This window comes from Flavobacterium sp. FlaQc-57 (assembly GCF_044007395.1).
GTDB lineage: Bacteria > Bacteroidota > Bacteroidia > Flavobacteriales > Flavobacteriaceae > Flavobacterium.
This window is the reverse complement of sequence record NZ_JBIPDA010000003.1, coordinates 208,948-233,641: the sequence shown is the minus strand read 5'-3', so window position 1 is coordinate 233,641 and position 24,694 is coordinate 208,948. Positions and strand designations below refer to the sequence as shown.

Here is a 24,694-nt window from a genome sequence, read left to right as displayed (position 1 = left end):
ATTTTATGTACTTCAGAAAAATTACCTTATTAGTTTTCTTGATTTTTGCCTGTGGTAGTTATGCACAAACCCTGTCTTTAAAAGAGGCAGTTAAAACGGGGTTACAAAACTACGGTACTATCAAAGCAAAAAGCAATTACACGAATGCGTCACGCGAGACTCTCAAACAATCAAAACGTGACTATTTGCCCAATTTAAATTTATCGGCACAACAAGATTACGGAACCATCAACGGGCAAAACGGCGCTCTGTATGGTTTTAATGGTTTAGGAACCGCTTCATCCGGACCAGCACTACCAGACCAAAACTGGAATTCTGCTTTTGGTGCTTTGTATTTGGTAAATATGAACTGGGATTTTTTCACTTTCGGAAAAACGCAGGAAAGAATCAATCTGGCTAAAATTGATGTTAAAGCCAAAGAAAATGATTTGAAACAGGAAGAATTTCAACAAGAGATCAAAATTTCTGCTGCTTATCTCAATTTATTGGCGAGCCAAAGATTATTGATTTCGCAACAAAAGAATTTAAGCCGTGCCGAAGTTTTTAAAAGGACTGCTGTTGCCCGTGTTAAAAACGGATTATTGGCAGGAGTTGATTCTACTTTGGCAACTGCGGAAGTTTCTAAAGCTAAAATCGCTTTGAATCTTGCTAAAAACTTCGTGAAAGAACAAAACAATAAATTAGTTGATTTAATGGGCGTTGCACCTCAGGATTTTGTTACTGATACGTTGTTTGTGAACGAGATTCCGAAAGAACTTTTAACAGGAATTGCTTCTGACAGTTTACATCCGTTACTTCAATATTATAAAACTAAGATTGATTACAGCAATCAGCAAACAAAATTATACAAACGTTTTTACTACCCAACAATGAGCGCATTTGGTGTTTTGCAAACACGTGCTTCGGGCTTTAACAGCAATTATATTACGGATCAGACTTCGTTCAATAGAAACTATTGGGATGGCGTAAATCCTGATCGTACCAATTATTTAGTTGGAATTGGAATTAGCTGGAACCTTACAACTCCGTTTAGAATGAGCAAACAGGTAAGTGCTCAGAAATATATTTCGCAAGGTTTGCAGGAAGAATACAATCAGGCGGACAGAGAAATAAAATCGCAGTTAACATTAGCGGACGATAAAATAAAAATCACACTTGACAATTTTGCCGAAGCACCAATTCAGGTAAATGCAGCACAAAAAGCGTATTTGCAAAAATCGACTTTATATAAAAACGGCTTAACGGATTTGACAGATATCACGCAAACATTATATACACTTAATCGCGCCGAAATCGATCGTGATATTGTCAATAACAATGTATGGCAGTCGTTTTTATTGAAAGTAGCTGCCACAGGCAATTTTGACTTATTTATAAATGAATTTTAATTATAGATCCTAATGAATTTAATACGTTTTGCACTCCGCAAACCCATCTCCATATTAGTATTGGTTGCGGGTCTATTTTTCTTCGGAATTGGCGCCATACAGGACATTAAGGTAGATATTCTGCCAAAAATGAACTTACCGGTAATTTATATTGCACATCCATTTGGTGGATATACTCCAGACCAAATGGAGGCTTACTTTGCTAAAACTTATGTCAACATTTTACCTTTTGCAAATGGTGTAAAATCAGTTGAAACCAAGAATATTCAGGGGTTAATGATTATGAAATTAACCTATTACGAAAACACAAATATGGCTCAGGCTGCGGCCGAGTTGAGTTCACTTTCGAACAGAATTCAGGCGGCATTTCCTCCGGGAACGCAACCGCCGTTTATCATTCGTTTTGATGCTTCTTCTCTGCCAATTGGACAATTGGTTTTGAGCAGTAAAATTAGATCGAATAACGAATTACAGGATTTAGCCAACGTTTATGTTCGTGCTTCCTTTACTTCAATTCCCGGTTTATTATCGCCGGCACCTTTTGGCGGAAGCCCAAGAACAATTGAGGTTAACGTTGATCCGGATTTATTGCGTTCGCACAATATGACTCCGGACCAAATTGTTGAAGCTATTCGTGTAAACAACCAAACGGCTCCATCCGGAAACGTTAGAATTGGTGATAAAAATTATATCACACCAACAAATAATACAATTAAAGAAGTTAAAGATTTTGAGAATATTCCCTTGTTTAAAGGAAGTGTTCAAAACTTAAAATTAGGCGATGTTGCGACCGTAAAAGACGGTGCAGATATTACGCAAGGTTATGCTTTAGTAAACGGAAAACGTTCGGTTTATATTAGTATTGCAAAAGCGGGAGATGCTTCGACCTGGGATGTGGTTCAGAAATTAAAAGCTGAATTGCCTAAAATTCAAAGTACGTTACCCGAAGATGTAAAATTATCGTATGAATTTGACCAATCGGTTTATGTAATCAACTCCGTTAAAAGTTTAATTACTGAAGGTATTATTGGAGCCGTTTTAACCGGATTAATGGTTTTATTATTCTTAGGAGATAAACGTGCGGCTTTGATCGTAATCTTAACCATTCCGATTTCGATTATATCGGGAGTTTTATTCCTGAAATTATTTGGACAAACGATCAACTTAATGTCTTTATCCGGATTGGCTCTTGCAATTGGAATTTTGGTGGATGAAAGTACGGTAACTATCGAAAATATTCACCAGCATCTTGACATGGGCAAACCCAAAGCGCTCGCCATTTGGGATGCGTGTCAGGAAATTGCTTTACCTAAATTATTGATCTTACTTTGTATTTTGGCGGTTTTTGCGCCAGCATTTACAATGGTTGGTATTCCGGGCGCATTGTTCTTGCCTTTGGCTTTAGCGATTGGTTTCTCGATGGTAATTTCATTTTTACTCTCTCAAACTTTTGTTCCTGTAATGGCCAACTGGTTGATGAAAGCACATCCAAAACACGAACATGCTCCAACTATTACAGATGATGAAGCTGAGTTTAATGCTTGCGGATTAACTCCGGAATCTGAAAAAGATTTGATTACTCAGAAAAAAGTAATGATTGAAAGAGAAGATTCTAATCAAGATGGAAAAGTTGGTGCTTTTGAGCGTTTCAGAATCCGTTTTATGCGAACTTTAGATCGTTTATTCCCTCATAAAAAAGCAGCTACTTTAACGTATTTAATCGTAATTACGGCACTTGCTGTTGTATTTATTTCGTTTATTGGAAAAGATGTTTTCCCAAAAGTAAATTCAAGTCAGTTTCAATTAAGAATGCGTGCTCCTGATGGAACCCGTTTAGAGCGTACAGAAGAAAAAGCGGTTTTAGTACTGAAAGAATTGCAAAAAATGGTTGGTAAAGAGCATATCGGAATTTCTTCAGTATATGTTGGGCAACACCCGTCTTTGTTCTCAATTAACCCAATTTATTTGTTTATGGCAGGTTCTCATGAAGCCGTGTTTCAGGTAAGTTTGAAAGATTATCATGTTGATATGGATGATTTTAAAGATGAGTTTAGATCCCGTCTTAAAAAGATTCTTCCAGATGTAAAAGTTTCGTTTGAGCCAATAGAACTTACTGATAAAGTATTGAGTCAAGGTTCTCCTACTCCAATCGAAGTTCGAATTGCAGGAAAAGACAAAAAACGAAATGAATTGTACGCCAATCAAATTGTAGAGAAACTGAAAAAGATATCTTATTTCAGAGATGTTCAAATTGGTCAGCCCATTCATTATCCGGCAATGAATATTGATATTGACAGAACTCGTGCTGCCGAATTAGGTGTAGATATGAATGATATCTCAAGATCGCTTGTCGCTTCGACTTCATCATCCAGATATACCGAAAAGAATATGTGGGTCGACGAAAGAGCAGGATTATCATACAACGTTCAGGTTCAGGTACCTTTAAACCAAATGAAAAGCAAAACAGATATTGGAGAAATTCCGGTATTAAAAAACTCGCTGCGTCCTGTTTTAAGTGACGTTGCTAAAATTACACCGGGATTTGTAAGCGGTGAAAATGACAATTTAGGGGCTATGCCGTACATTACCGTTACAGCAAACATCAATCAAACCGATTTAGGGACAGCAGTGAAAGATGTTGATGCAACAATTAGTTCATTGGGAGAATTACCTCGTGGATTATTTATCACTCCAATTGGAATGAGTAAAGTATTGGTAGAAACATTAAGCAGTTTACAAGTCGGATTATTGGTTGCCATTTTTGTAATCTTCTTAATGTTAGCCGCTAATTTTCAATCGTTCAAAGTTTCGTTGGTAATTTTAACCACAGTTCCTGCCGTAGTTTTAGGATCTTTGTTAATGCTTACTATTACAGGTTCTACGTTAAACTTACAATCGTATATGGGAATCATTATGTCGGTTGGAGTTTCGATCGCAAATGCCGTTTTATTAGTCACGAATGCTGAACAGCTTCGAAAACGAAACGGAAACGCATTAGAATCAGCACGTGAAGCCGCTGCGTTGCGTCTTCGTCCAATTATCATGACATCTGTTGCAATGATTGCCGGAATGTTACCAATGGCAATTGGTCATGGCGAAGGCGGAGATCAGGTTTCTCCATTAGGTAGAGCTGTAATTGGCGGATTATTATTTTCGACCTTTACCGTTTTATTAATTCTGCCATTGATTTTTGCCTGGGCACAACAAAAAGCAACAACACAATCTGTTTCTTTAGACCCTGAAGACGAAGAAAGCATCCATTATATCTCATCATTAAATCCAAAAAATGAAAAAAAATAAAATTATACAATCGACCGCATTATTTTTTGTAGCAGTCTTTTTTCTAACAAGTTGCAATTCTAAAAAAGAAGAAACTCCAACTGCAGAAATTGAACCTAAAGTAGAAACCATTTCTTTAGAAAAGGAAAAATTAACCACTGAGTTGCGCTTACCTGCTGAATTAACGGGTTTTCAACAAGTAGATTTATATGCTAAAGTAAGTAGTTATGTAAAATTACTTAAAGTAGATATTGGTTCTAAAGTAAAAAAAGGGCAACTTTTAATTGTTTTAGAAGCGCCGGAAATCAGTTCTCAATTGGCCGCAGCCGAGTCAAGACTAAAATCGATGGAAGCTATTTATGCAACCAGCAAAAGCACGTACAATCGTTTGTACGAAACAAGCAAAGTTGAAGGAACTATTTCTAAAAATGATTTAGAAATGGCCAACGGAAAGAAAAACTCAGATTACGCACAATATCAAGCCGCTGTTGCAGCGCACAAAGAAGTGTCAATTATGAGAGGTTATCTAGAAATTCGTGCTCCTTTTGATGGTGTTGTTGCGGCAAGAAATGTGAATTTAGGAACATTTGTTGGTCCTGCAGGAAAAGGGTCTGATTTGCCTTTATTGACGATTCAGGAGCAAACCAAATTACGTTTAGCCGTTTCGGTTCCGGAATTGTATACAGGATATTTGCATATTGGAGACGAAATGAGTTTTAATGTAAAATCATTGCCCGAAACTTTTAAAGCAACTATAACAAGAATGTCTGGCGCTTTAGATTTAAAACTACGTTCTGAGCGTGTAGAAATGGATGTACACAATACTAAAGGAAATTTATTACCTGGAATGGTGGCCGAAGTTTTATTGCCGCTTAACGCGAAAGACAGCACATTTGTGGTTCCAAAATCGGCAGTGGTAAATGCAGCCGAAGGAATATTTGTGATAAAAGTAATCAATCATAAAGCTACAAGAGTCGACGTAAAAAAAGGTAGAGAAATCGATGATAAAATTGAAATATTTGGCGACTTGAACCCAAAAGATAAATTGGTAAAAATTGCCAGCGAAGAAACTAAAGAAGGCGATACAATAAACGAATAACCTGCGTTTAGTCTTCATTTTAGTGATTACCAGAAACTGTACGCTCAATGCGGCATTTTAAAATTTAATTTTAGAATGTAGATTGCAATTTAGTTTAAAGGACGATGCTTTTATAGTATCGTCCTTTCTTTTGTTTTGAGAGGTTTGACAGAGATTCGTAGAGTTATTTTAATCTCGCAAAGACGCTAAGGCGCGAAGTTTTTATTCTCATTTTTGTCATTTCGATCCCGAAGCGTCGGGAGAGAAATCGCACTTATAACTTTAATCCTAAAAGCATCAATCTTTGCCGAATTTCTAGTGTGATTTCTCCCTGCGGTCGAAATGACAGACTTTGTGGCCATATTTTTTTAAACACTTCTTATTAAATGAAAACTCTTAGCTTTTTACGAGCTATTTACTTCGCCTATTCGCCTTGCTCGAGTCTTACTATCATTATAATTTATTCTATAGAATTTATAAAAAATAATAAATACATTTGAGAGAAATAATTTTTCGACACGCACGATTATTGTCTACTTACACATAACACAATTTGAATTAAAATGAAAAATATTATTCTCTTATTGATTTATTTAGTTTTTCCAAAAATAGCTTTGGGTCAAACCTGCTTACACAAGAATTTATCGAAAGAATTTAATTTTGAAATAAAAGTTAGAAAAATAAAAAATCCCAAAGAAGAGATTGATAGTAATACTGTGAAAATTATAGTCCACAACAAAATCACAAATAAAAAACAGGAAATTAATTTTGGATCCAGTTTTCTTTTTGAAAAAACCTTTATTAATTGTAAAACCGTAAGATCTTATTCAACCGGAATTAATAAAAACAGTGAAATTATAGACAATGACTTTGGAGATCTTATAATTGCAGATTTTAATTTTGATAATAAAGAAGATTTTGCCGTTAAAAATGATTCCGGAGGAAATGGAGGTCCAACATATAATTTTTATATTCAGGACAAAAATAAAAATTTTGCTTTAGATCCATTTTTAACCTCCGAAATGGAATTTTTTCCATCAAAATTTATTGTAAAAAACAAAAGGTTAATAACATACGTTCATGCAAATGCGTATCAATTATCTGAAAACATATTTGAATATAATGAGAAATTAAAAAAATGGAATTTTAAAGAATCCAAATTAGTAACGCCTTAGAAAACTGATCGTAAAACTTAAAAATAACCTTAAAATAAGACACAAAATAATGGGATTATTTGACCTCTTTAAAAAGAAAAATAGCCAAAAAATTATAGATAATACTATTACGTTAGAAACTCTTCTTCAAAAAGCAACGACAGAAGCGGCATATAGAGCCGAATTTTACAAACGTTTACTCTCTGATGAATTAATTGTTATTACACAAAATTCTGAAATACCAAAAGGCAACCCGATCTCATAGATGTACGCAATGATAGCGCGGATTTGCAATCCGTGCCCGCAACGATAAGATATTATTTTGATATGCTTTGTGGGCACGGATTGCAAATCCGCGCTATCTAAAACACAAAGAATAGCAAAAACCTCGACTTTCTAAAAATCGAGGTTTTCTTTTATAAAATATAATACATAAAAAATCTTACTCCAAATCCAAATAAGGATTTAAAACCTCTGCTAACTCATTTAACCAATAAAAGCTGTTTTCTAAGCTGGTTGCTTCATTTTGAAGTGTTTCATGTTGCCTCAAAGCTCCTAAAGCAAGAACATAATTTACCTGCCTTATAGATTTAGCCATTTCTTGTGGATCGATTTTGTTGTTGAAAAAATTCATAAGCCTAGTTTCGGCTTCTTTTGAAAAAGTGTTTGTACTCATAATGTCGTAAATTAGGAATAATAAAAGCCCTTGTATATTAGTGTTCCTAATGCTTACGACAGCATTTACAGTCGTTTCCGATACTGTACACATAATACAAGGGCAAAATCTTGTTCAATTTAAAGTCGTAATAATTAGGAACTTCAAATGTATGGAAAAAGAATCAAAAAGAAAGATTTTTCTTTCAACAAATAAGTTTCTCTTATCAAATATAAGAAATCTATATTTTAGCAAACATTCATCTCATTTTTGTCATTTCGACCAGAAACAGAAATCCTCTTAGAACCCCATGCTTCGCGAAGTCACCCGACTTCGTTCGCATTTTAATATTATTACCACTTTTTATCACAAAAAACCAGGAAAAAAAAACGAGTATCTTTTTGAAATTTCATTACTTAAAAGCCTGCATGACTGTAAGATAATTTCGCTTAAAATCTTGAATTAACATTTTTTTTGTAATGTTAAAATTTATAAATTGCACTACAAATAATCCCTAAATCAAATTTATGAAAATGAAAATTACTCTATCTACATTCTTTTTACTAGCAATTACACTAGTACAATCTCAAAACATTACAATTCCCGATGCCAAGTTCAAGGCCTATTTAGTTGCAAATACTGCGATTAACACCAATGGTGATACCGAAATAAGCAAAATTGAAGCAGAAGCTTTTACCGGTTATATGGATTGTAGCTGGAAATCAATTGTAAATTTAGCCGGAATTGAATCTTTTATAAACCTTACAGGTTTAAATACCGATTACAATGGTAGTTTAGCTACGCTAGATCTTAGCAGTAATACAAAACTACAATCATTGTATTGTAATGGTAATAATTTGGCAACATTGAATTTAACAGCACTTGTAAACTTAACAAATCTGGAGTGTGCATCTAATAAATTAACAACATTAAACCTTTCTAAAAATACTAAGCTAGAAACATTAAGAACCGGATATAACTTGCTTACTGCATTAGACTTGTCTAAAAACCTGTTACTTTATGACCTTGGTTGCGAGAACAATAAGATTGAGAATATAGATATTAGTTTAAACGTTAAACTAACTTCTATAGATTGTAGAAACAATCTACTTAAATCTTTGAACTTAAATAACGGAAAAACACTTTTCTTTAATTTAATGAAATCTACCGGAAATGCTAATTTAACGTGTATACAAGTTGATAATCTTAATAGTGTTCGAGTTGGAACATGGGCTTACGATACTAAAGCAACTTTTAGCACAAATTGTCAATATAATTTGGGTTTAAATGATGTTGTCTTAGATAATGCGATCAAAGTTTACCCAAATCCTGCAAGTCATATTGTAACAATCAATTCTCCAAATCAAATCGATGCAGTAAAAATTTATTCGGTTACAGGTGCTTTAGTAAAAACTATTGCAAATCCAACTCAGGTAGAAGTATCTGGTTGGTCTAAAGGATTGTACTTTTTTGTTTTCCAGATAGGAACTCAATATTTAAACAAAGAAATTATTGTAAAATAATTGATTCTGAAAAACGCTTTTCAGTTTTGTAAAACATGCCAACTTCTAACCGAAGTTGGCATGTTTGTTTTTAGACCATTTTAGTACGACTACTTTATTTTTAGCTTTAAAATTTAATAGCAATTTTACCAATTGTTTTTCCTGATTCCAGCAATTGATGCGCTTTTTTGACATTCTCTGCTGTCAAACCATTCAATGTTGTTTTTAGTGTAGATTGAATCGTACCGTCTTCTAACAAATCGGATAATTTATTTAAAATATGATGTTGTTCGATCATATCGTCGGTTTGAAACATGGGGCGCGTAAACATGAATTCCCAATGAAAACTGGCGCTTTTCGTTTTTAATTCACGGAGGTTTACATTTTCTTTAGGATCACTAATAGAACCTATATGTCCCTGAGGTTTTATCAATTCTACAAATGCGCTCCAATATTGGTTAACGTCGACAAAATCTAAAATAAAATCAACTTGCTGAAAACCGGCATTGCGAACTTCCTCAATTAAATTTTTATGATTCACCACAAAATCGGCACCTTGCTGTTTACACCATTCTATAGATTCAGGACGAGAAGCTGTTGCAATTACTGTTAATCCTGCAATTTTTTTTGCCAATTGAATCGCTATTGAACCTACTCCACCAGCGCCTCCAATTATTAAGATGGTTTTTCCTTTGTCTTTTTCAGGATTAATCCGAATTCGATCAAACAAAATCTCCCAAGCTGTCAAACCCGTTAATGGCATTACAGCAGCCTGTTCCTTACTAAGCGATTTTGGCTTTTTACCCACAATACGCTCATCGATAACTTGATATTCGGCATTACTGCCTTGTTTGGTAAGATCTCCTGCATAAAAAACTTCGTCACCTACCTTAAATAAACTTACTTTCTCACCAACGGCTTCTACAATTCCAACAGCATCCCAACCAATGATTTTTGGTGTATCAAGAACAGTATCTTTAGCACTATTCTGACGTATCTTAAAATCTACCGGATTAACCGAAATAGCTTCTACTTTAATTAATAAATCTTGTGCTCCCGGAACTGGTTTCGGAATTTCAAATTCAATAAAACTATCTTCCTTTTCTATTGATAATGAGGTTTTAAATCCTATTGCTTTCATACTTTTTATCTTTTGATTTAAACTAATAACACAAAGATACATACAATGAATTCACTTAAAATTGTATAAATACACTATGATTCTGTACATCTTTATCGCTTTCAAATCTAGAATATACGATTACAGAAAAGTCATTTTATACCTAAAGTATTTCGATGTTACATCTGATTTTCTATTCTCTGTTTCTCTTTATTTTTAACCTTATTCTGTTATAATAAGAACTTTTAGGGGTAAAGTAATTAAAACACGCATTATTATATTTACGAAACTACACCAAATTATAAAAGTTTTTTTATGCAAACCACTCAAAAAATAAATGAATTGCTATCAAAAAATTATAATTCTAACATTAGTATTTTAGGCAAATACAACAGTAGTATCTATACTTCTATTTTGGATACAAACAATGGAACCATATTTATTGCATCAAATTATCATTTATTTTCTTTTAAAGATCAAAACCAAAATCATTGGCTGACTGCCGAAAAATCGTTTGGCGAAAACAAACAACAACATCCGAAACTTGGTGATTTATTCACATTAAACAATGGTGTTCAATACATTTTTACTACCAAAGAAGTTATTGTGGCAATGGCCATAGCATATTTCGAAAAACATCATTGCCTTTAGGCATAAAGAAAAAATACAATTATCTATTTAGTTTTCTTTCTAAAGTATTCTCTCATAAAAACTAAAATTCGCATTTTGATCTTTATAAAAAAATCATAAATTTTTTAAATCATTTTGAATATATGTAGCTAACTACGTAAATTTGAATACAAATTATTTTTATGGTATTAGAAAAATCAAAATCATTGGTATTAGGCAATCTTTTGCAGCGTTTGAATGAAAACCTCAGAAAAGAAGCGCAGCTATTCTATAAGAGTCAAAACATAGATTTTGAACCTAAGTGGTTTCCGGTTATTTATGTGCTTTCGCAAAAACATGCCATAAGTGTTGTCGAACTATCACAGGAAATCGGCTACTCGCATCCTACTACAATCTCGTTATTGAAAGAATTGGAGAAAAAGGAATTAATTGGATCTGCCAAAGATGCTAAAGACGAAAGAAAACGTTTAATCACTCTGACTGACAAGGCTAACGAAATGATAACACAATTGCAGCCTCTGTGGTTGATCATGACCGAAGCTTTAGTTGAACTAACAAATACCGAAAATGATTTGTACAAAGCCATAAACGAAGTAAATCAAAATTTAAAATCAAAAAATCTTTTTGACCGAATGACAGCAATTAAAGAAACGAAAGAAAATTTTACACAAACAACAACAGAAAACATAATTAAAGTTGACCAAATAACTGAGGAAAGACTCATTGAAATAGCATTTGCCATAAGAAGACAAGTTTTTGTAGTAGAACAAAATGTATCGCAAGAACGTGAATCTATGGACGATACCGAAGCCGTTCATTATTTGGCAACTGTAAATGGCTTGCCCGCCGGAGCCGCCAGATACAGAAAGATGGAAAATGGCGCAAAAATCGAGAGAATCGCAGTTTTGAATACTTATAGAGGAAAACGAATTGGCGAAGCAATTTTGCTCAAAATACTAGAAGATTTAAAAGATGAAAAAAAGATTTATTTGTACGCTCAGGTAAACGCAAGCAGTTTTTACATCAAAAACGGATTCAAGCAAACTGATAATTTTTTCCTTGATGCAGGAATTGAGCATGTCGAAATGAATTTTATAAAATAGTTTTTATTAAAAGCTCCGGAGGAGCGTTATATTTATAGCAATGTAAAATGTTCTAATTCGAAACAAAGCTCCAGCGGAGCGATATCGGTTTTTAAACGTAAAACAATATTTCACCCCGATGGTGTTCTACAAAACAATACATACATTTCTATAAATATAACGCTCCTCTGGGACTTTGATAATAACCATAATCGAACTCCGATTATTAAGAAATACTTAATGCTTTTTTAAATTCTGATGGCGATATTCCAGTGCTTCGCATGATGAATTTATTAAAATGGCTGCTATCTATAAAGCCTAAATCATTACTAATTTCAGAAAAAGTCAAATTGCTTTTACTTAATTTTTCTGTTACAACTTTAAGTTTTGTCTGCTCGATATAATCTCTTAAAGTTATATTTAAATGGGTTTTAAAATACTCTCCAATATAATTTATAGAAACATTAAAATGACTGGCCATTTCTTTTTTCTTCAACAAATGCGGGTTAGCAATATTTGACCTAATGTAACTTAATATTGTATCAATTTTTAAAACCTCTGTATTTTGGAGAATAAAATCGCTATCGTTTAGACTGGCATTTCTTCTAATTATCTGAATCAGCGACATCATCAAACTTTTGATTATAATTTCGCTTTGATCTTTTGTTTTAGCAACTTCATCTAATATTTTCAAAATAAGTACTTCGCAAAAAGCTTTCTCATCTTCAAGGAAAATTAAATTTAAATTGGTTTGATTGTGATAATAAAACAACTTTTCGATCTCTTCTATTTCTTTTTTATTCGAAAAAAAATTGGGCAGAAAACGTAAACAATGAAATTTTGTAGGTTCAAGCGTTTTAAATGAATGATAATCCTTTGGCGTAAGCAAATAAATATCGTGCTCTTTATAATGATGAGGAATCGAATTTAAGGTATGATTACCACTTCCGTATTCAATATACAGTAATTCAAAAAAGTTATGACGATGAACCTCCTTCTTCCAGGTTAGTTCTTCGACAGAATAAATTTCGAAATCTTTGTATATAAAAAAGGTGTTCTTCATAATCCTTAATTTGTACAAATATAACCGATATTTTTACATCGGTTTATAATTATGAACCTATTTACTTTGCATTAAGATTTAAAACCCAAAAGACTACATTATGATCTCAGATACAATAAAAATAGGAATTCTTGGAATTGGAGGAATCGGCGGATTTGTTGGAGCTCCTTTAGCAAAAAAGTACAAAGACAGCACCACCAAAATTATATTCATTTGCCGAGGCGAAACCAAAAATGCAATCCAAAACGAAGGTTTATTATTTGAATCTAAAGGTGTAAAAGAAACTATATTTCCGGATTTAGCATCAGATAATCCAAGTGAAATTGGGATTCTGGATGTATTAATTCTTACTTGTAAATCTTATTCTATAAGCAATATATTGTCTACTTATAAAGATTGCATAAATGCTGAAACTATAATAATCACTTTGCAAAACGTGGTAAATGCAAAAGAAATAATTCGTGAGACTTTACCTGAAGTTAGCCAAATTATGGAAGGTTGTATTTATGTGGCTTCGAACGTTAAGAAACCCGGATATGTACAACATGTTGGCGGACCAGGAAAAATTTTCGTAGGCGGTAAAGAAAATAATCCATTAATTGATTTATTAGTTAGCGGTGGTTTAGACATAACTTATGTTGCAAATATCAACCAAATTTTATGGAAGAAATATTTATTCGTTGCACCCGTTGCGGCAATAACTTCTGCTTATAAAGTTACTTTTGGACAACTTTTAGCAGATCAGAATCTAATGCATATTCTTGAAAATATGATGATCGAGATTCAGTCGCTGGCAAGTAAAAACAACATCAATTTGACAAAAGAAGATATTGAAACATCTAAAGAATTATTGACTAAATTTCCGTTTGAATCTAAATCATCTTTGCAATTGGATTTTGAAAACCATAATCAAACCGAGAAACAATTTTTAGTAGATTATGTGATTGAAAACGCTGGTAAATATGAAATTGAAACTCCATATTATAATGGCGTAAATGAGAAAATTAATACTCTTTATGAGGTTTCTTAATGAAACATAATTCATTTTGCTGGACTAAAGTCCAGCTCTAAAATATAGGCCGAGCCGTTGGCTCTTTTTTATCTTTAAATGCGAAAGCATTCCAATTTTAAAATTCCGCAGGAATGATCACTATTGTAGGGCTGGACTTTAGTCCAGTCTAATTTTAAATATTTATCATCTCTCTCCAATTTTAGCGCTTTTTCAAAATCATAATCTCATAAAAAATATGTTTTCTCGCCTAGCCCCGATCGAAACGGCATCCTTTTATGTGGTCCCTCCCGAAGTTTCGGGATCGGGACACCATAAAAGATACAGTGTAGAGCGGGAAAAATGGTCTTACAAAACGATAAATGATCTGCTCCTTAAAAAAAGTAAACTTAAAAAAGTCCTTATAATAAAGGGACTTTGGCAGTTTTTAATACTTGTCTATACAACAATAAGAAAATATTATGACAAAATTATTTCATAATCAGAAAAACCGTCATACATTTGCCTAACAGTGTTAGATTATTTAATACTCAATCAAAATGGCAAGTAAAGATCGAATTTTAAGACAAAAAGAAGAGACAAGAAATAATATTCTTGGCGCTGCTTATGATATCGTAAAAGAAGACGGCTGGAATGGTTTGAGTATGCGTAAGATTGCTGATAGAATTGAATATACTGCTCCTATTATTTATGAGTATTTCTCTAATAAAGAAGCTATTTTAAATGAATTAACTGGTAAAGGTTTTATTAAGTTAAGCAAAGAGCTTGAAAAAGCAAGAGCAAAATTTGAAAAACCTGAAGATCAATTAGAAGCCATGTGGATGGCGTATTGGGATTTTGCCTTCACAGATACCGAAATGTATCAGGTAATGTTTGGTGTACAAATGACGTGTTGTTCTGAACGATGTTCTGCTGCCGAAGCGCCTTACAAGTTGTTTACTTCTGTAATTGCTGAAATAATGAAAAACAGTAATCCAACTGAGGAAGTTATTAAACAAAAATATTTTACTTTCTTTTCTGTTATTCATGGCTTAATTGCGATTAATATCATTAATAAAAGTGATATTTTGGAAACTATAAATGCCCAAATCCTGAAAGATGCCATTGGTGGTATCATCAAATCAATACAATAAAAAAATTTCATTTTTACTTAACAGTGATAAATGATTTAATTAGGTAATAAAAAGTACTTTTGCAATTATTACTTAACAGCGATAAATAATTTAATAGAGTAATATAGAACCTTTTTTTCTTGTTTTACTTAACAGTGATAAATAATTTAATACCAATTTTTAAATAGAATTGGGTAGGCTCTTTATATAAAATTTTGCGCTTTACCACTTAACAACGTTAGATAATTTAATATAATTAAGATGAATATCGAGAATGCCAGAATACCAAAGAATTTAATCCAAAAGAATGTCCAACAATTTAAAACCAATACTAAAATGAAAAATGTAATTATAACCAGTTTTATTCTGGCATTAGTGCTAAGTAGCTGTGCAGATAAGTCGCAAGCTCCTGCAGCTCCGGCGGCTCCATTATTACCTGTTTTAGCGATAAAAAGCGAAAACACAACTACAGACGCTGAATATCCAGCTTCAATACAAGGAACCGTTGATGTTGAGATTCGCCCACAAGTAAGTGGAAATCTTGAAAGAGTTTACGTAGACGAAGGTGCTTATGTAAGTAAAGGTCAAACTTTATTTAAAATAAACGAACGTCCGTTTCGTGAACAATTAAACAATGCTTTAGCAAATCTTCATGCTGCCGAAGCTGCATTGATTAACGCAAACTTAGAAGTAGATAAATTAACTCCTTTAGTACAAAACAAAGTAGTTTCTGATTATCAATTAAAAACAGCTAAAGCTTCTCAAAAAATTGCTGCTGCAAATATTGAACAAGCAAAAGCGATGGTAGGATCTGCTAAAATTAATCTAGGATATACTACGGTTACAGCTCCAGTTAGCGGTTACATTGGCAGATTACCTAAAAAACAAGGAAGTTTAGTTTCAGCAACTGATGTTGAGCCTTTAACTAATTTATCAGACGTTCATGAAGTTTATGCTTACTTCTCTTTAGGTGAAACTGATTTCATCAACTTTAAAGCGCAATATGCAGGTAACAGTTTAGGAGACAAACTAAAAAAATTGCCTCCGGTAACTTTGATTTTAGCTGATAACAACGCTTATCCTCAAACCGGAAAAATCGATATGGTAGACGGCCAATTTGACAAAACGACTGGTGCTATTACTTTAAGAGCAACTTTTCCTAATACTGGCGGAACTTTACGTTCAGGAAATACAGGAAAAATTCGTTTAGGTCTTCAACATGATGATGCTCTTTTAGTACCACAATCCGCTACTGTAGAAATGCAGGATAAAGTTTTTGTTTTCACAGTGAATAAAGAAAATAAAGTTGCCAAAATGCCAATTACAGTTATCGGAAAAAGCGGTACCAACTACCTTATTAAAGACGGTGTAAAATCTGGTGACCAAATTGTATTAAGCGGTATCGACAAACTTCAGGAAGGACAAGTAATTCAGCCTGAAAAAACAACTACAAAAGTTGCCCAAGTAATTAATCAAAAATAATTTTTACGAAAATGTTCAAAATATTTATACAAAGACCAGTACTAGCTACCGTTATCTCCATTTTATTGGTGATCCTGGGTATACTTGGACTTACGAAATTACCCTTACAACAGTTTCCTGATATTGCACCGCCATCGGTTTTGGTGACGGCTGTTTATCCGGGAGCGAACGCAGAAACGGTTTTACGTTCTGTGGCACCATCTCTGGAAGAATCTATAAATGGTGTAGAAAACATGACTTACATGAGTTCTACAGCCAGTAATGACGGATCTCTTGCTATTACAGTTTTCTTTAAATTAGGAACAAATGCAGATCAGGCAGCGGTTAACGTGCAAAACAGAGTTGCTCAGGCAACTAGCCAATTACCTGCCGAAGTTGTTCAACAAGGTGTAACAACTGCGAAACAACAAAACAGTTTCATCATGGCGATTGGTATGTATACTGATGATGAGTCAAAATACGATCAGACTTTTGTTGCCAATTATGCACAAATCAATATTATTCCGGAGATCAAACGTATTCCCGGAGTTGGTTCAGCAAGTATTTTTGGAGGTGTAAAAGATTACTCGATGCGTGTTTGGTTGAATCCAACACAAATGTCGACTTACAAAGTTACACCAAACGAAATCATGAGTGCAATTCAGGATAAAAGTTTGGAAGCTGCTCCGGGTAAATTTGGAGAAAGAAGTAAAGAAGTTTTCGAGTATGTTATTAAATACAAAGGAAAACTTACCAAACCGGAGGAATATGAAAATATTGCGATTCGCTCTAATGCAGATGGTTCTGTTCTTCGTTTAAAAGATGTTGCAAGAGTTGAACTTGGTGCCTATTCTTATAACAGTTTAACCCGTTTAAATGGTAAAAAAGGAGTTGTAATTGGTATAATTCAGTTAGCAGGTTCTAATTCAAATGATATTCAGGTTGCCATTAATAAATTGATGGAGAAAGCCTCAAAAGATTTCCCTAAAGGAATAAAACACAACATTTTTTATAGTACAAAAGTTGCCTTAGATCAATCTATAGAGCAAGTTCAGCATACTTTACTTGAAGCGTTTATATTAGTATTTATCGTAGTATTTATATTCCTTCAGGATTTTAGATCAACATTAATCCCGGCTATTGCTGTACCTGTAGCAATTTTAGGAACGTTCTTCTTCATGCAGTTATTCGGATTTTCGATCAACCTTTTAACGCTTTTCGCTTTAATTCTGGCGATTGGTATTGTGGTAGATGATGCGATTGTGGTCGTCGAAGCCGTGCATGCTAAAATGGAGCACAAACATCTGTCTCCAAAAGTAGCAACTCATGAAGCAATGCACGAAATAACGGGTGCTATTATCTCGATTACGTTGGTAATGGCTGCTGTATTCCTGCCGGTTGGTTTTATGGAAGGCTCAACAGGAGTTTTCTATCGTCAATTTGCTTTTACGATGGCAATTGCAATTGTAATTTCAGCAGTTAACGCTTTGACTTTAAGTCCTGCACTTGCTGCATTATTCTTAAAAGACAATCATGCAGCACATGAAGGTGATGCTCCGTACGTGAAAAAAGGATTTAAAGAAAAATTCTTTGCCGGATTCAATAACAGTTTTGATTCCTTAACCAACCGTTATGTTGGAGGTTTGAAATTTTTAATCCGCAGAAAATGGTTAAGTTTAGGAGGTTTGGCATTAATTACTGTAGCAACAGTTATTATGGTTAAAACAACTCCGGCTGGATTTATCCCTACAGAAGATCAGGGATTTATTGCAATTGCTGTAAACACACCTTCTGGAACATCTTTAGACGGAACTCAAAAAGTAATGACTGAAGCTGAAAATACTTTAAGAGGTTTAGATGCATCTCGATTTGTAACAGCGATTTCAGGATTCAATTTATTGACGAACTCTACGAGTCCATCTTCAGCAGTTGTTTTCGTATTGCTTAAACCAAATGAAGATCGTGGAGATATTAAGAATATTGACGAAATCATGAATCAGGTTCGTGGTAAACTTGGAAGTATTTCCGGAGGAAGTTTCTTCGTATTTAGTTTCCCAACCGTTCCCGGATTTAGTAACGTCGAAGCTCTAGATTTGGTACTTCAGGATAAAACCGGAGGAAAACTGGATAAGTTTAGTGGAATTTCTCAAAACTTCATTGGTGAATTAATGAAACGTCCTGAAATTGCAGTAGCATTTACTTCTTTCAAAGCCGATTATCCTCAATTACAATTGGATATTAACGATGAAAAAGCGAACCAATTGGGTGTGAATGTAAAAGACATTTTACAAACCATGCAAACGTATTTTGGTAGCGCACAAGCTTCTGACTTTAATAGATTTGGTAAATATTACCGAGTTGTTGTTCAGGCCGATATTGCTGACAGAGCTGATCCGTCATCAATTGACAGAGTTTTCGTTAAAAACAAAACTGGCGAAATGGTGCCAATAAATACTTTAGTAAAACTAACTCGTATTTATGGTTCAGAAACCGCTTCAAGATACAACTTGTTTAATTCGATTTCGATCAATGCGATTCCGAAACCAGGATTCAGTTCCGGAGATGCCATTAAGGCAATTCAGGAAGTTGCAGCACAACAATTACCTGCGGGTTATGGTTTTGAATTTTCAGGACAAACTCGTGAAGAGATTTCTTCTGGAGGTCAGTCAGCAACGATTTTCTTACTGTGTTTGATATTCATCTATTTCTTACTTGCTGCACAGTATGAAAGTTACATATTGCCATTGGCCGTAATCTTATCAATCCCTGCAGGTATATTTGGAGTATTTGTTGCCATTGGATTAACTGGAATCGAAAACAATATTTATGTACAAGTTGCATTGGTAATGCTTATTGGACTGCTCGCCAAAAATGCCATCTTGATTGTAGAGTTTGCCGTCCAGAAACGAAAATCAGGGCAGGCATTAGTAAGAGCATCAATAGATGCAGCAAAACTACGTTTACGACCAATTATCATGACATCATTAGCATTTGTTGTGGGATTAATTCCAATGATGAGCGCAAAAGGTCCATCAGCACAAGGTAACCACTCTATTAGTATTGGTGCCGCCGGAGGTATGATATCAGGAGTAGTTCTTGGGTTATTTATTATCCCGGTTCTATTTATCATCTTCCAACATTTACAAGAAAAGGTTTCTGGAAAACCAGTAGCCGCAATTCATAACGAAGAAAAATAAAAATGGAAAACTATATAACGACAATCCTGGTGGCCATTATCATTGGCATCGGATATATATCTTATAAAATCTCAAGAGATCTTGATAACAGAAAAGATACTTGTACAGAAATCTAACCCTTTGGGGGAAATTTAAAAGAAACTTTAACACATAGAAACATAGCCTTTTGTGTCTAGAAAAGAGATCAAAAGAAACAAGTTTCCACACATAGCTAAACTATGTGTATTTAAATTAGTGAAACGACTTTTTTAAAATATTCAAAAAACTATGTTCCTATGTGTTGAAAATAATTGCATCCAACGGGTACAGAAATTTAATAAAAGAACGAATGAAAAATTATATAACCAAAATCGTGATGATCGCCATTTTGATCACGACAATAATATCCTGTAAAGTTTCGAAGGATATTGAAACTCCAAAAGATGCATTTCCTGAAAATTTCAGGAATGCATCGGTTTCAAAAGATACAACGAGTATTGCTGATCTGGAGTGGAAAAATTTCTTTACAGAAAAAGATATTATTCAGCTTATCGATAGCGCTGTAGCCAGAAACAATGACCTACAGATTGCTACTAAAAATATTGAAATTGCACAATACAGATTCACACAATCAAAATGGGGAAATGTTCCTCAGATTAACTTAAATGTAAGTGCAAGCACAAGCAATCCTTCTGACAATAGTTTTACAGGAAAAAATTTGGGTCAGGCTTTAGGTCAAAACCATATTGATGATTATTCTGCCGGAGCAACACTTTCGTGGGAAGCTGATATTTGGGGTAAAATCAAAAATCAGAAAAAAGGAGCTTTTGCAGGTTACCTTCAATCAGAAGAAGTAAAAAAAGCACTGCAGACTACTATCGTAGCCAATGTTTCTAAAGGATATTACAATCTTTTAATGCTAGATGCACAATTAGAAATCGCCAAACAAAACTTTAAATTAAATGATAGTACAACCAATATCATTAAATTAAAATACGATGCTGGTCAGGTTACTACTTTAGCGATTCAACAATCTGAAGCACAGAAATTAGTTTCAGCACAATTGATTCCTCAATTAGAGCAAAATATTGCCATTCAGGAAAATGCTTTGAGTGTTCTAACAGGATCATTCCCGAACTCTAAAACAAGAACAACTCGTTTAAGTGCTCTTGAAGTTAAAAACAATAATGCAATCGGAATCCCGTCTTCATTAGTAAGCCGCAGACCGGATGTAAAAAGTGCCGAATTAGCGCTTAAAGTAGCCAACGCAAATGTTGGAATCACAAAAGCCGATTTGTATCCGTCACTTAAAATTACGGCTCAAGGCGGCGTAAATTCGTTCGAAACCAGTAATTGGTTCAACATTCCGGCTTCATTGTTCGGAACTGTTGCAGGAGGTTTAACACAACCTTTACTAAACAACAAAAAGGTAAGAACACAATACAATATTGCCGTTGCCGAAAGAGAAAAAGCAGTTTTAAGCTTCAGACAATCGGTTCTTGTAGCCGTTAGCGAAGTATCTGATGCTTTGGTAAAAGTCGAAAAATTGCAACAGCAAGAATCTTTCCTAAAAGAAAGAGTAAAAACCCTGCAACAAGCCATCAAAAATGCCAATTTGTTATTCAAAAATGGTATGGCTGAATATCTAGAAGTTCTTTCTGCGCAAGCAAATCTATTGCAAAGCGAGCTAGAACTGGCAAACATAAAAAGAGAGCAACTTTCTGCCAATACCGAATTGTATCGTGCATTGGGCGGTGGTTGGAAATAATACCCGTTAATTATTTATTTTTTGAGATGAAAACGCTGTGAGACTTTTAGTTTCATGGCGTTTTTTTATTGGGAGCTATTTCCCGCTATCCGCTGTATCTTTTATGGTGAACCCCACCATAAAAGGATGCCGCTACTATCAGGGCTGGGACATTCGGTTTCATAAGAAGTTTTACACACGGATGACGCAGATTCTCGTACCATTTCCATCCCAACCTTTATTTTTCAGTTTATTTTTTTATTTTTGATCAAATTACTTTTACGAAGAAAAATACCATTTCCATAATTAAAATTGAACCCATGAAGAAAATAACTTGCATCGCACTTTTAGCTTTACTATTTACAAATTGCAAAAAAAATAATTCGGATGAAGAATTAAAACCAGTACAAAAAACAGCAACTACAAATGCTGTAGTAAAAAAAGAAAAAGTAGAAGAGGAAGATTGTAAGGATATCGAAGTAGAAATGGGATCCGGAAGAGAATGTATCTTAAAAAATACAGATCTTGATAAGGTCTATCAAAATATTATAAAAAATAAAGAAGTAGATGAATCAGAATATTTTTTAAAGACAATTCCAAACGAGAAAAAATCTGTTGAGATTAATAAAAACGGATTAATCTCAATTGATTATGAAATCACAAAAGATAAAGTGGCTATTGATATGAATTACGAAGGCGGTGTGACCGAAATAACGCTGGAAAAAATAAAAAATACAGTAAAAAGAAGTATTTATCATTATGCAGATTAATCCCTAAAATGAAATAAAAAATATACGAAAAACGTATATCAACTTTTCCATTAAACCGCTATAAAGCTTTTGAGTTTTTGGCGGTTTTTTTTATGAGAATTCCATCATAATTAAATACTTTTGATAGTAACTAATTATTCTAAAATGGCAATCGATCAAAATAAATACCTTAATGCTTTACAATCAAAGTTCGAAAGCTACGCTCCTGTTTCTGTGCAATCCTGGCAATTAATTGAGAACATTATTGCAATAAAATCGATCAAAAAAGGAGAACTACTTTTGCAAAACGGGCATGTAGCAAAAGAAATTCACTTTATCGTTAAAGGCGCTTTAAGAGCTTTTATAACTGATTCGGCAGGGAATCTTTACAATAAAAACATTTTTCTCGAAGGAGATTTTGCAGGTTCTACAGTTTCTTTAATACAGCAAACTCCTTCTGATTTTGCCATTGAAGCTCTGGAGGATTCAATTTTGATCAACATCAACTACAAAAAATACCGAGAACTGATCTTTCAAAACGATGATTTAAAAAGCTTTTATATTGCTTATTTAGAAAAAAATTGGGTAATTGAAAAAGAGCAAAGAGAAATCTCAATTGTCATGGAAAATGCTACCGAAAGATATCTGGATCTTTTATCGAAACATCCTGATATTTCAGAGCGAATTCCGTTACTGCACATTGCATCGCATTTAGGAATTACACCAACACAATTAAGCCGCATTAGAAAAAATCTCGAAAAAGATTTGTAACTCAACATATGTAAAGGTTTCTCATAAAAGCTGTAATTATCTTTGTTCCATATTCTGCATAATTATTATCAAAATGAAAAATACAATTCTCATCGAAGACAATATAAATAACCTAACCGGTTTATGGAAAACTGTTGGAACTCCTTTCCTATCTTATCACAAAAACGAAACTTTCGAATATTGTAAAATCGAAAATTCAGACTGGCCCAATAAATTATGGTTCCGTAATGATATTACCAAAAATGATCTTCCAGATATAAAAAAAACGATGCAAGATAATTCAGGCTTGGTTTTACCTTATTGGGATATTTTTAAAACAAAATCTTATGAAATACTTGATGCTTATGGTTTTAATATAAAAACCGAACAAGTTGCAATGGCATTGAAACTAAATCACAAATTTGTAGTTCAAAATAGTCTTAGTTTTAAAAGAGTTTCTAATGAGCAAGATGCTAAAATTTGGTCGGACTTATATCCAAATGCTTTTGGTTATGTTATTAGCAAAGAAATCCTGATTCACAACCACAATAATGTGCAATTTTATTTGGTTTCCTTAGAAGAAAAACCAATTGGAACTTTTATGCTTTTTCAAACTCAAAAAAATATCGGAATTCACGGTGTTGGCGTTATTCCTGAAATGCGACGAAAAGGTTTTGCCGAAGAAATCATGAAATTTGCACTTAATCTTGCTATTGATTTAAAAGCCGATTATGCTTTATTGCAAGCATCCGCAATGGGAAAAGACATTTATACCAGATTAGGATTTGAAGATTTGTTTGTGATTAAAAATTATATTTTGAAAGCGGAGTAAATAGTACATGGATAACGCTTTTATTATCATTTTTCTTTACACTCTTTTTATGTCATCCTGAGCGAAGTCGAAGGATCATTGGTTACTCAAGTTGCGAGACCTCGACTCCGCTCATTCTCACACCAAAAACTGAGACTGAAAACTGAGACTGAAACTAAAAAACTAAACAATGTCTCAAATGCCCCTAAAATAGTCTTAAATACATATTTATTCAAAAAAATAAGATTCGTAAGTTTGTAATACATTAACTAATAACCTTTTAAAAAACAAACCTATGAAGAAAGCAAAAATTATTTTCTGGATTACTACAATTATTATCTTCTTATTTGAAGGCGTTATGCCGGCACTGACTTCTCAATCTGAAATGGCAAAAGAAGGAATTAGACATTTAGGATATCCTGAATATTTTGGGAATGCCTTAGTCGTTTTCAAAATATTAGGCGTATTGGTATTGGTGATTCCATCAATTTCAAAAAATGTAAAAGAATGGGCCTACGCCGGATTTGGTTTCGATTTTATATTTGCATCGATAAGTCATTTCTCTGTTGACGGAATTGGTTTTCAAGGCTTTTTTCCTTTAATCTTTTTAGTGATTTTAGCAATTTCATATATTTATTACCATAAAATTGAGCGTTACAAAAATATCGCTTTATAAAACTTCAAACTGATGATAGAAGTTTTCAAAACAAATGTTCAAGAAGTCGAACAATCTATTTTGATTGTGGGGAAACTTCTTGAGCATTTTCCAAACAGTGCTATCAATTTCGATTTAGAAGATTGTGATAAAATTTTGCGCATTCACGGATCTTCTCTCTCCAACAAAAAGATAATAGAACTTCTTAATTCTTATGGTTATCATTGTGAGGTACTTTTGTAATTATTCCAAAAAACACTTATACAACTGACT

General features: G+C 33.6%; 21 protein-coding genes. 18 read left to right on the top strand and 3 right to left on the bottom strand.

From position 1 onward, the window contains the following. Positions 1-5 precede the first annotated feature (5 nt). The 5 genes from ACHRVZ_RS11975 (at position 6) to ACHRVZ_RS11955 (ending at position 7,164) form a co-directional block, all read left to right on the top strand. Positions 6-1,388, top strand: coding sequence for a TolC family protein (locus ACHRVZ_RS11975; RefSeq protein ID WP_395422695.1), 1,383 nt, complete (start codon positions 6-8; stop codon positions 1,386-1,388). 12 nt (positions 1,389-1,400) lie between these two features. Continuing rightward, complete coding sequence (locus ACHRVZ_RS11970) at positions 1,401-4,688, top strand: efflux RND transporter permease subunit (protein ID WP_395422694.1); 3,288 nt, start codon at positions 1,401-1,403, stop codon at positions 4,686-4,688. Beyond that, positions 4,675-5,766, top strand: a complete 1,092-nt coding sequence (locus ACHRVZ_RS11965; protein ID WP_395422692.1) for an efflux RND transporter periplasmic adaptor subunit — start codon at positions 4,675-4,677, stop codon at positions 5,764-5,766. The genes ACHRVZ_RS11970 and ACHRVZ_RS11965 overlap by 14 nt, the downstream gene beginning before the upstream one ends. A gap of 542 nt (positions 5,767-6,308) precedes the next feature. After that, positions 6,309-6,920: an XAC2610-related protein gene (locus ACHRVZ_RS11960; RefSeq protein WP_395422691.1), complete on the top strand. Its 612-nt coding sequence runs from the start codon at positions 6,309-6,311 to the stop codon at positions 6,918-6,920. Between the two features lie 49 nt (positions 6,921-6,969). Then, positions 6,970-7,164 (top strand): hypothetical protein, encoded by a 195-nt coding sequence (locus tag ACHRVZ_RS11955; RefSeq protein WP_395422690.1) that lies wholly within the window; start codon positions 6,970-6,972, stop codon positions 7,162-7,164. A 177-nt stretch (positions 7,165-7,341) separates the two neighbouring features. Here ACHRVZ_RS11955 and ACHRVZ_RS11950 read toward each other — a convergent pair whose 3' ends face one another. Then, on the bottom strand, positions 7,342-7,575 hold the full coding sequence (locus ACHRVZ_RS11950) for a hypothetical protein (protein ID WP_395422688.1): 234 nt from the start codon (positions 7,573-7,575) through the stop codon (positions 7,342-7,344). Between the two features lie 512 nt (positions 7,576-8,087). Here ACHRVZ_RS11950 and ACHRVZ_RS11945 point away from each other — a divergent pair. Further along, the gene (locus tag ACHRVZ_RS11945) at positions 8,088-9,077 is read left to right on the top strand and encodes a T9SS type A sorting domain-containing protein (protein ID WP_395422686.1); all 990 of its coding nucleotides are present in this window, start codon (positions 8,088-8,090) and stop codon (positions 9,075-9,077) included. A 106-nt stretch (positions 9,078-9,183) separates the two neighbouring features. On the opposite strand, the gene ACHRVZ_RS11940 is transcribed toward ACHRVZ_RS11945, so the two are convergent. Further along, a complete protein-coding gene (locus ACHRVZ_RS11940; protein ID WP_395422685.1) occupies positions 9,184-10,197 on the bottom strand; it encodes a zinc-binding alcohol dehydrogenase family protein in 1,014 nt (337 codons plus the stop codon). A 294-nt stretch (positions 10,198-10,491) separates the two neighbouring features. On the opposite strand from ACHRVZ_RS11940, the gene ACHRVZ_RS11935 reads away from it, so the two are divergent. Further along, positions 10,492-10,827, top strand: a complete 336-nt coding sequence (locus tag ACHRVZ_RS11935; RefSeq protein WP_395422684.1) for a hypothetical protein — start codon at positions 10,492-10,494, stop codon at positions 10,825-10,827. A 161-nt stretch (positions 10,828-10,988) separates the two neighbouring features. Beyond that, on the top strand, positions 10,989-11,909 hold the full coding sequence (locus ACHRVZ_RS11930) for a GNAT family N-acetyltransferase (protein ID WP_395422682.1): 921 nt from the start codon (positions 10,989-10,991) through the stop codon (positions 11,907-11,909). Positions 11,910-12,114: 205 nt separating this feature from the next. Here ACHRVZ_RS11930 and ACHRVZ_RS11925 read toward each other — a convergent pair whose 3' ends face one another. Further along, positions 12,115-12,951 (bottom strand): helix-turn-helix domain-containing protein, encoded by an 837-nt coding sequence (locus ACHRVZ_RS11925; protein ID WP_395422681.1) that lies wholly within the window; start codon positions 12,949-12,951, stop codon positions 12,115-12,117. 100 nt (positions 12,952-13,051) lie between these two features. Between ACHRVZ_RS11925 and ACHRVZ_RS11920 the strand changes: the two genes are divergently transcribed. The 10 genes from ACHRVZ_RS11920 (at position 13,052) to ACHRVZ_RS11875 (ending at position 24,664) form a co-directional block, all read left to right on the top strand. Continuing rightward, positions 13,052-13,981, top strand: a complete 930-nt coding sequence (locus ACHRVZ_RS11920) for a ketopantoate reductase family protein (protein WP_395422679.1) — start codon at positions 13,052-13,054, stop codon at positions 13,979-13,981. A 518-nt stretch (positions 13,982-14,499) separates the two neighbouring features. Next, entirely contained in the window at positions 14,500-15,093 is a 594-nt protein-coding gene (locus ACHRVZ_RS11915; protein WP_395422677.1) for a TetR/AcrR family transcriptional regulator, read from the top strand. Positions 15,094-15,333: 240 nt separating this feature from the next. Beyond that, the gene (locus tag ACHRVZ_RS11910; protein ID WP_395422676.1) at positions 15,334-16,554 is read left to right on the top strand and encodes an efflux RND transporter periplasmic adaptor subunit; all 1,221 of its coding nucleotides are present in this window, start codon (positions 15,334-15,336) and stop codon (positions 16,552-16,554) included. Positions 16,555-16,565: 11 nt separating this feature from the next. Then, entirely contained in the window at positions 16,566-19,730 is a 3,165-nt protein-coding gene (locus ACHRVZ_RS11905) for an efflux RND transporter permease subunit (RefSeq protein ID WP_395422675.1), read from the top strand. A gap of 328 nt (positions 19,731-20,058) precedes the next feature. Continuing rightward, complete coding sequence (locus ACHRVZ_RS11900; protein ID WP_395422674.1) at positions 20,059-21,477, top strand: TolC family protein; 1,419 nt, start codon at positions 20,059-20,061, stop codon at positions 21,475-21,477. 299 nt (positions 21,478-21,776) lie between these two features. Then, positions 21,777-22,226 carry a hypothetical protein gene (locus tag ACHRVZ_RS11895; RefSeq protein ID WP_395422673.1) on the top strand — a complete coding sequence of 150 codons (450 nt, stop codon included), beginning with the start codon at positions 21,777-21,779 and terminating at the stop codon, positions 22,224-22,226. 144 nt (positions 22,227-22,370) lie between these two features. Beyond that, positions 22,371-22,976 (top strand): Crp/Fnr family transcriptional regulator, encoded by a 606-nt coding sequence (locus ACHRVZ_RS11890; protein ID WP_395422672.1) that lies wholly within the window; start codon positions 22,371-22,373, stop codon positions 22,974-22,976. 73 nt (positions 22,977-23,049) lie between these two features. After that, the gene (locus tag ACHRVZ_RS11885) at positions 23,050-23,787 is read left to right on the top strand and encodes a GNAT family N-acetyltransferase (protein ID WP_395422671.1); all 738 of its coding nucleotides are present in this window, start codon (positions 23,050-23,052) and stop codon (positions 23,785-23,787) included. Between the two features lie 274 nt (positions 23,788-24,061). After that, positions 24,062-24,442 (top strand): DoxX family protein, encoded by a 381-nt coding sequence (locus tag ACHRVZ_RS11880; protein WP_395422670.1) that lies wholly within the window; start codon positions 24,062-24,064, stop codon positions 24,440-24,442. Positions 24,443-24,454: 12 nt separating this feature from the next. Beyond that, complete coding sequence (locus tag ACHRVZ_RS11875; RefSeq protein WP_395422669.1) at positions 24,455-24,664, top strand: hypothetical protein; 210 nt, start codon at positions 24,455-24,457, stop codon at positions 24,662-24,664. Positions 24,665-24,694: the final 30 nt, after the last annotated feature.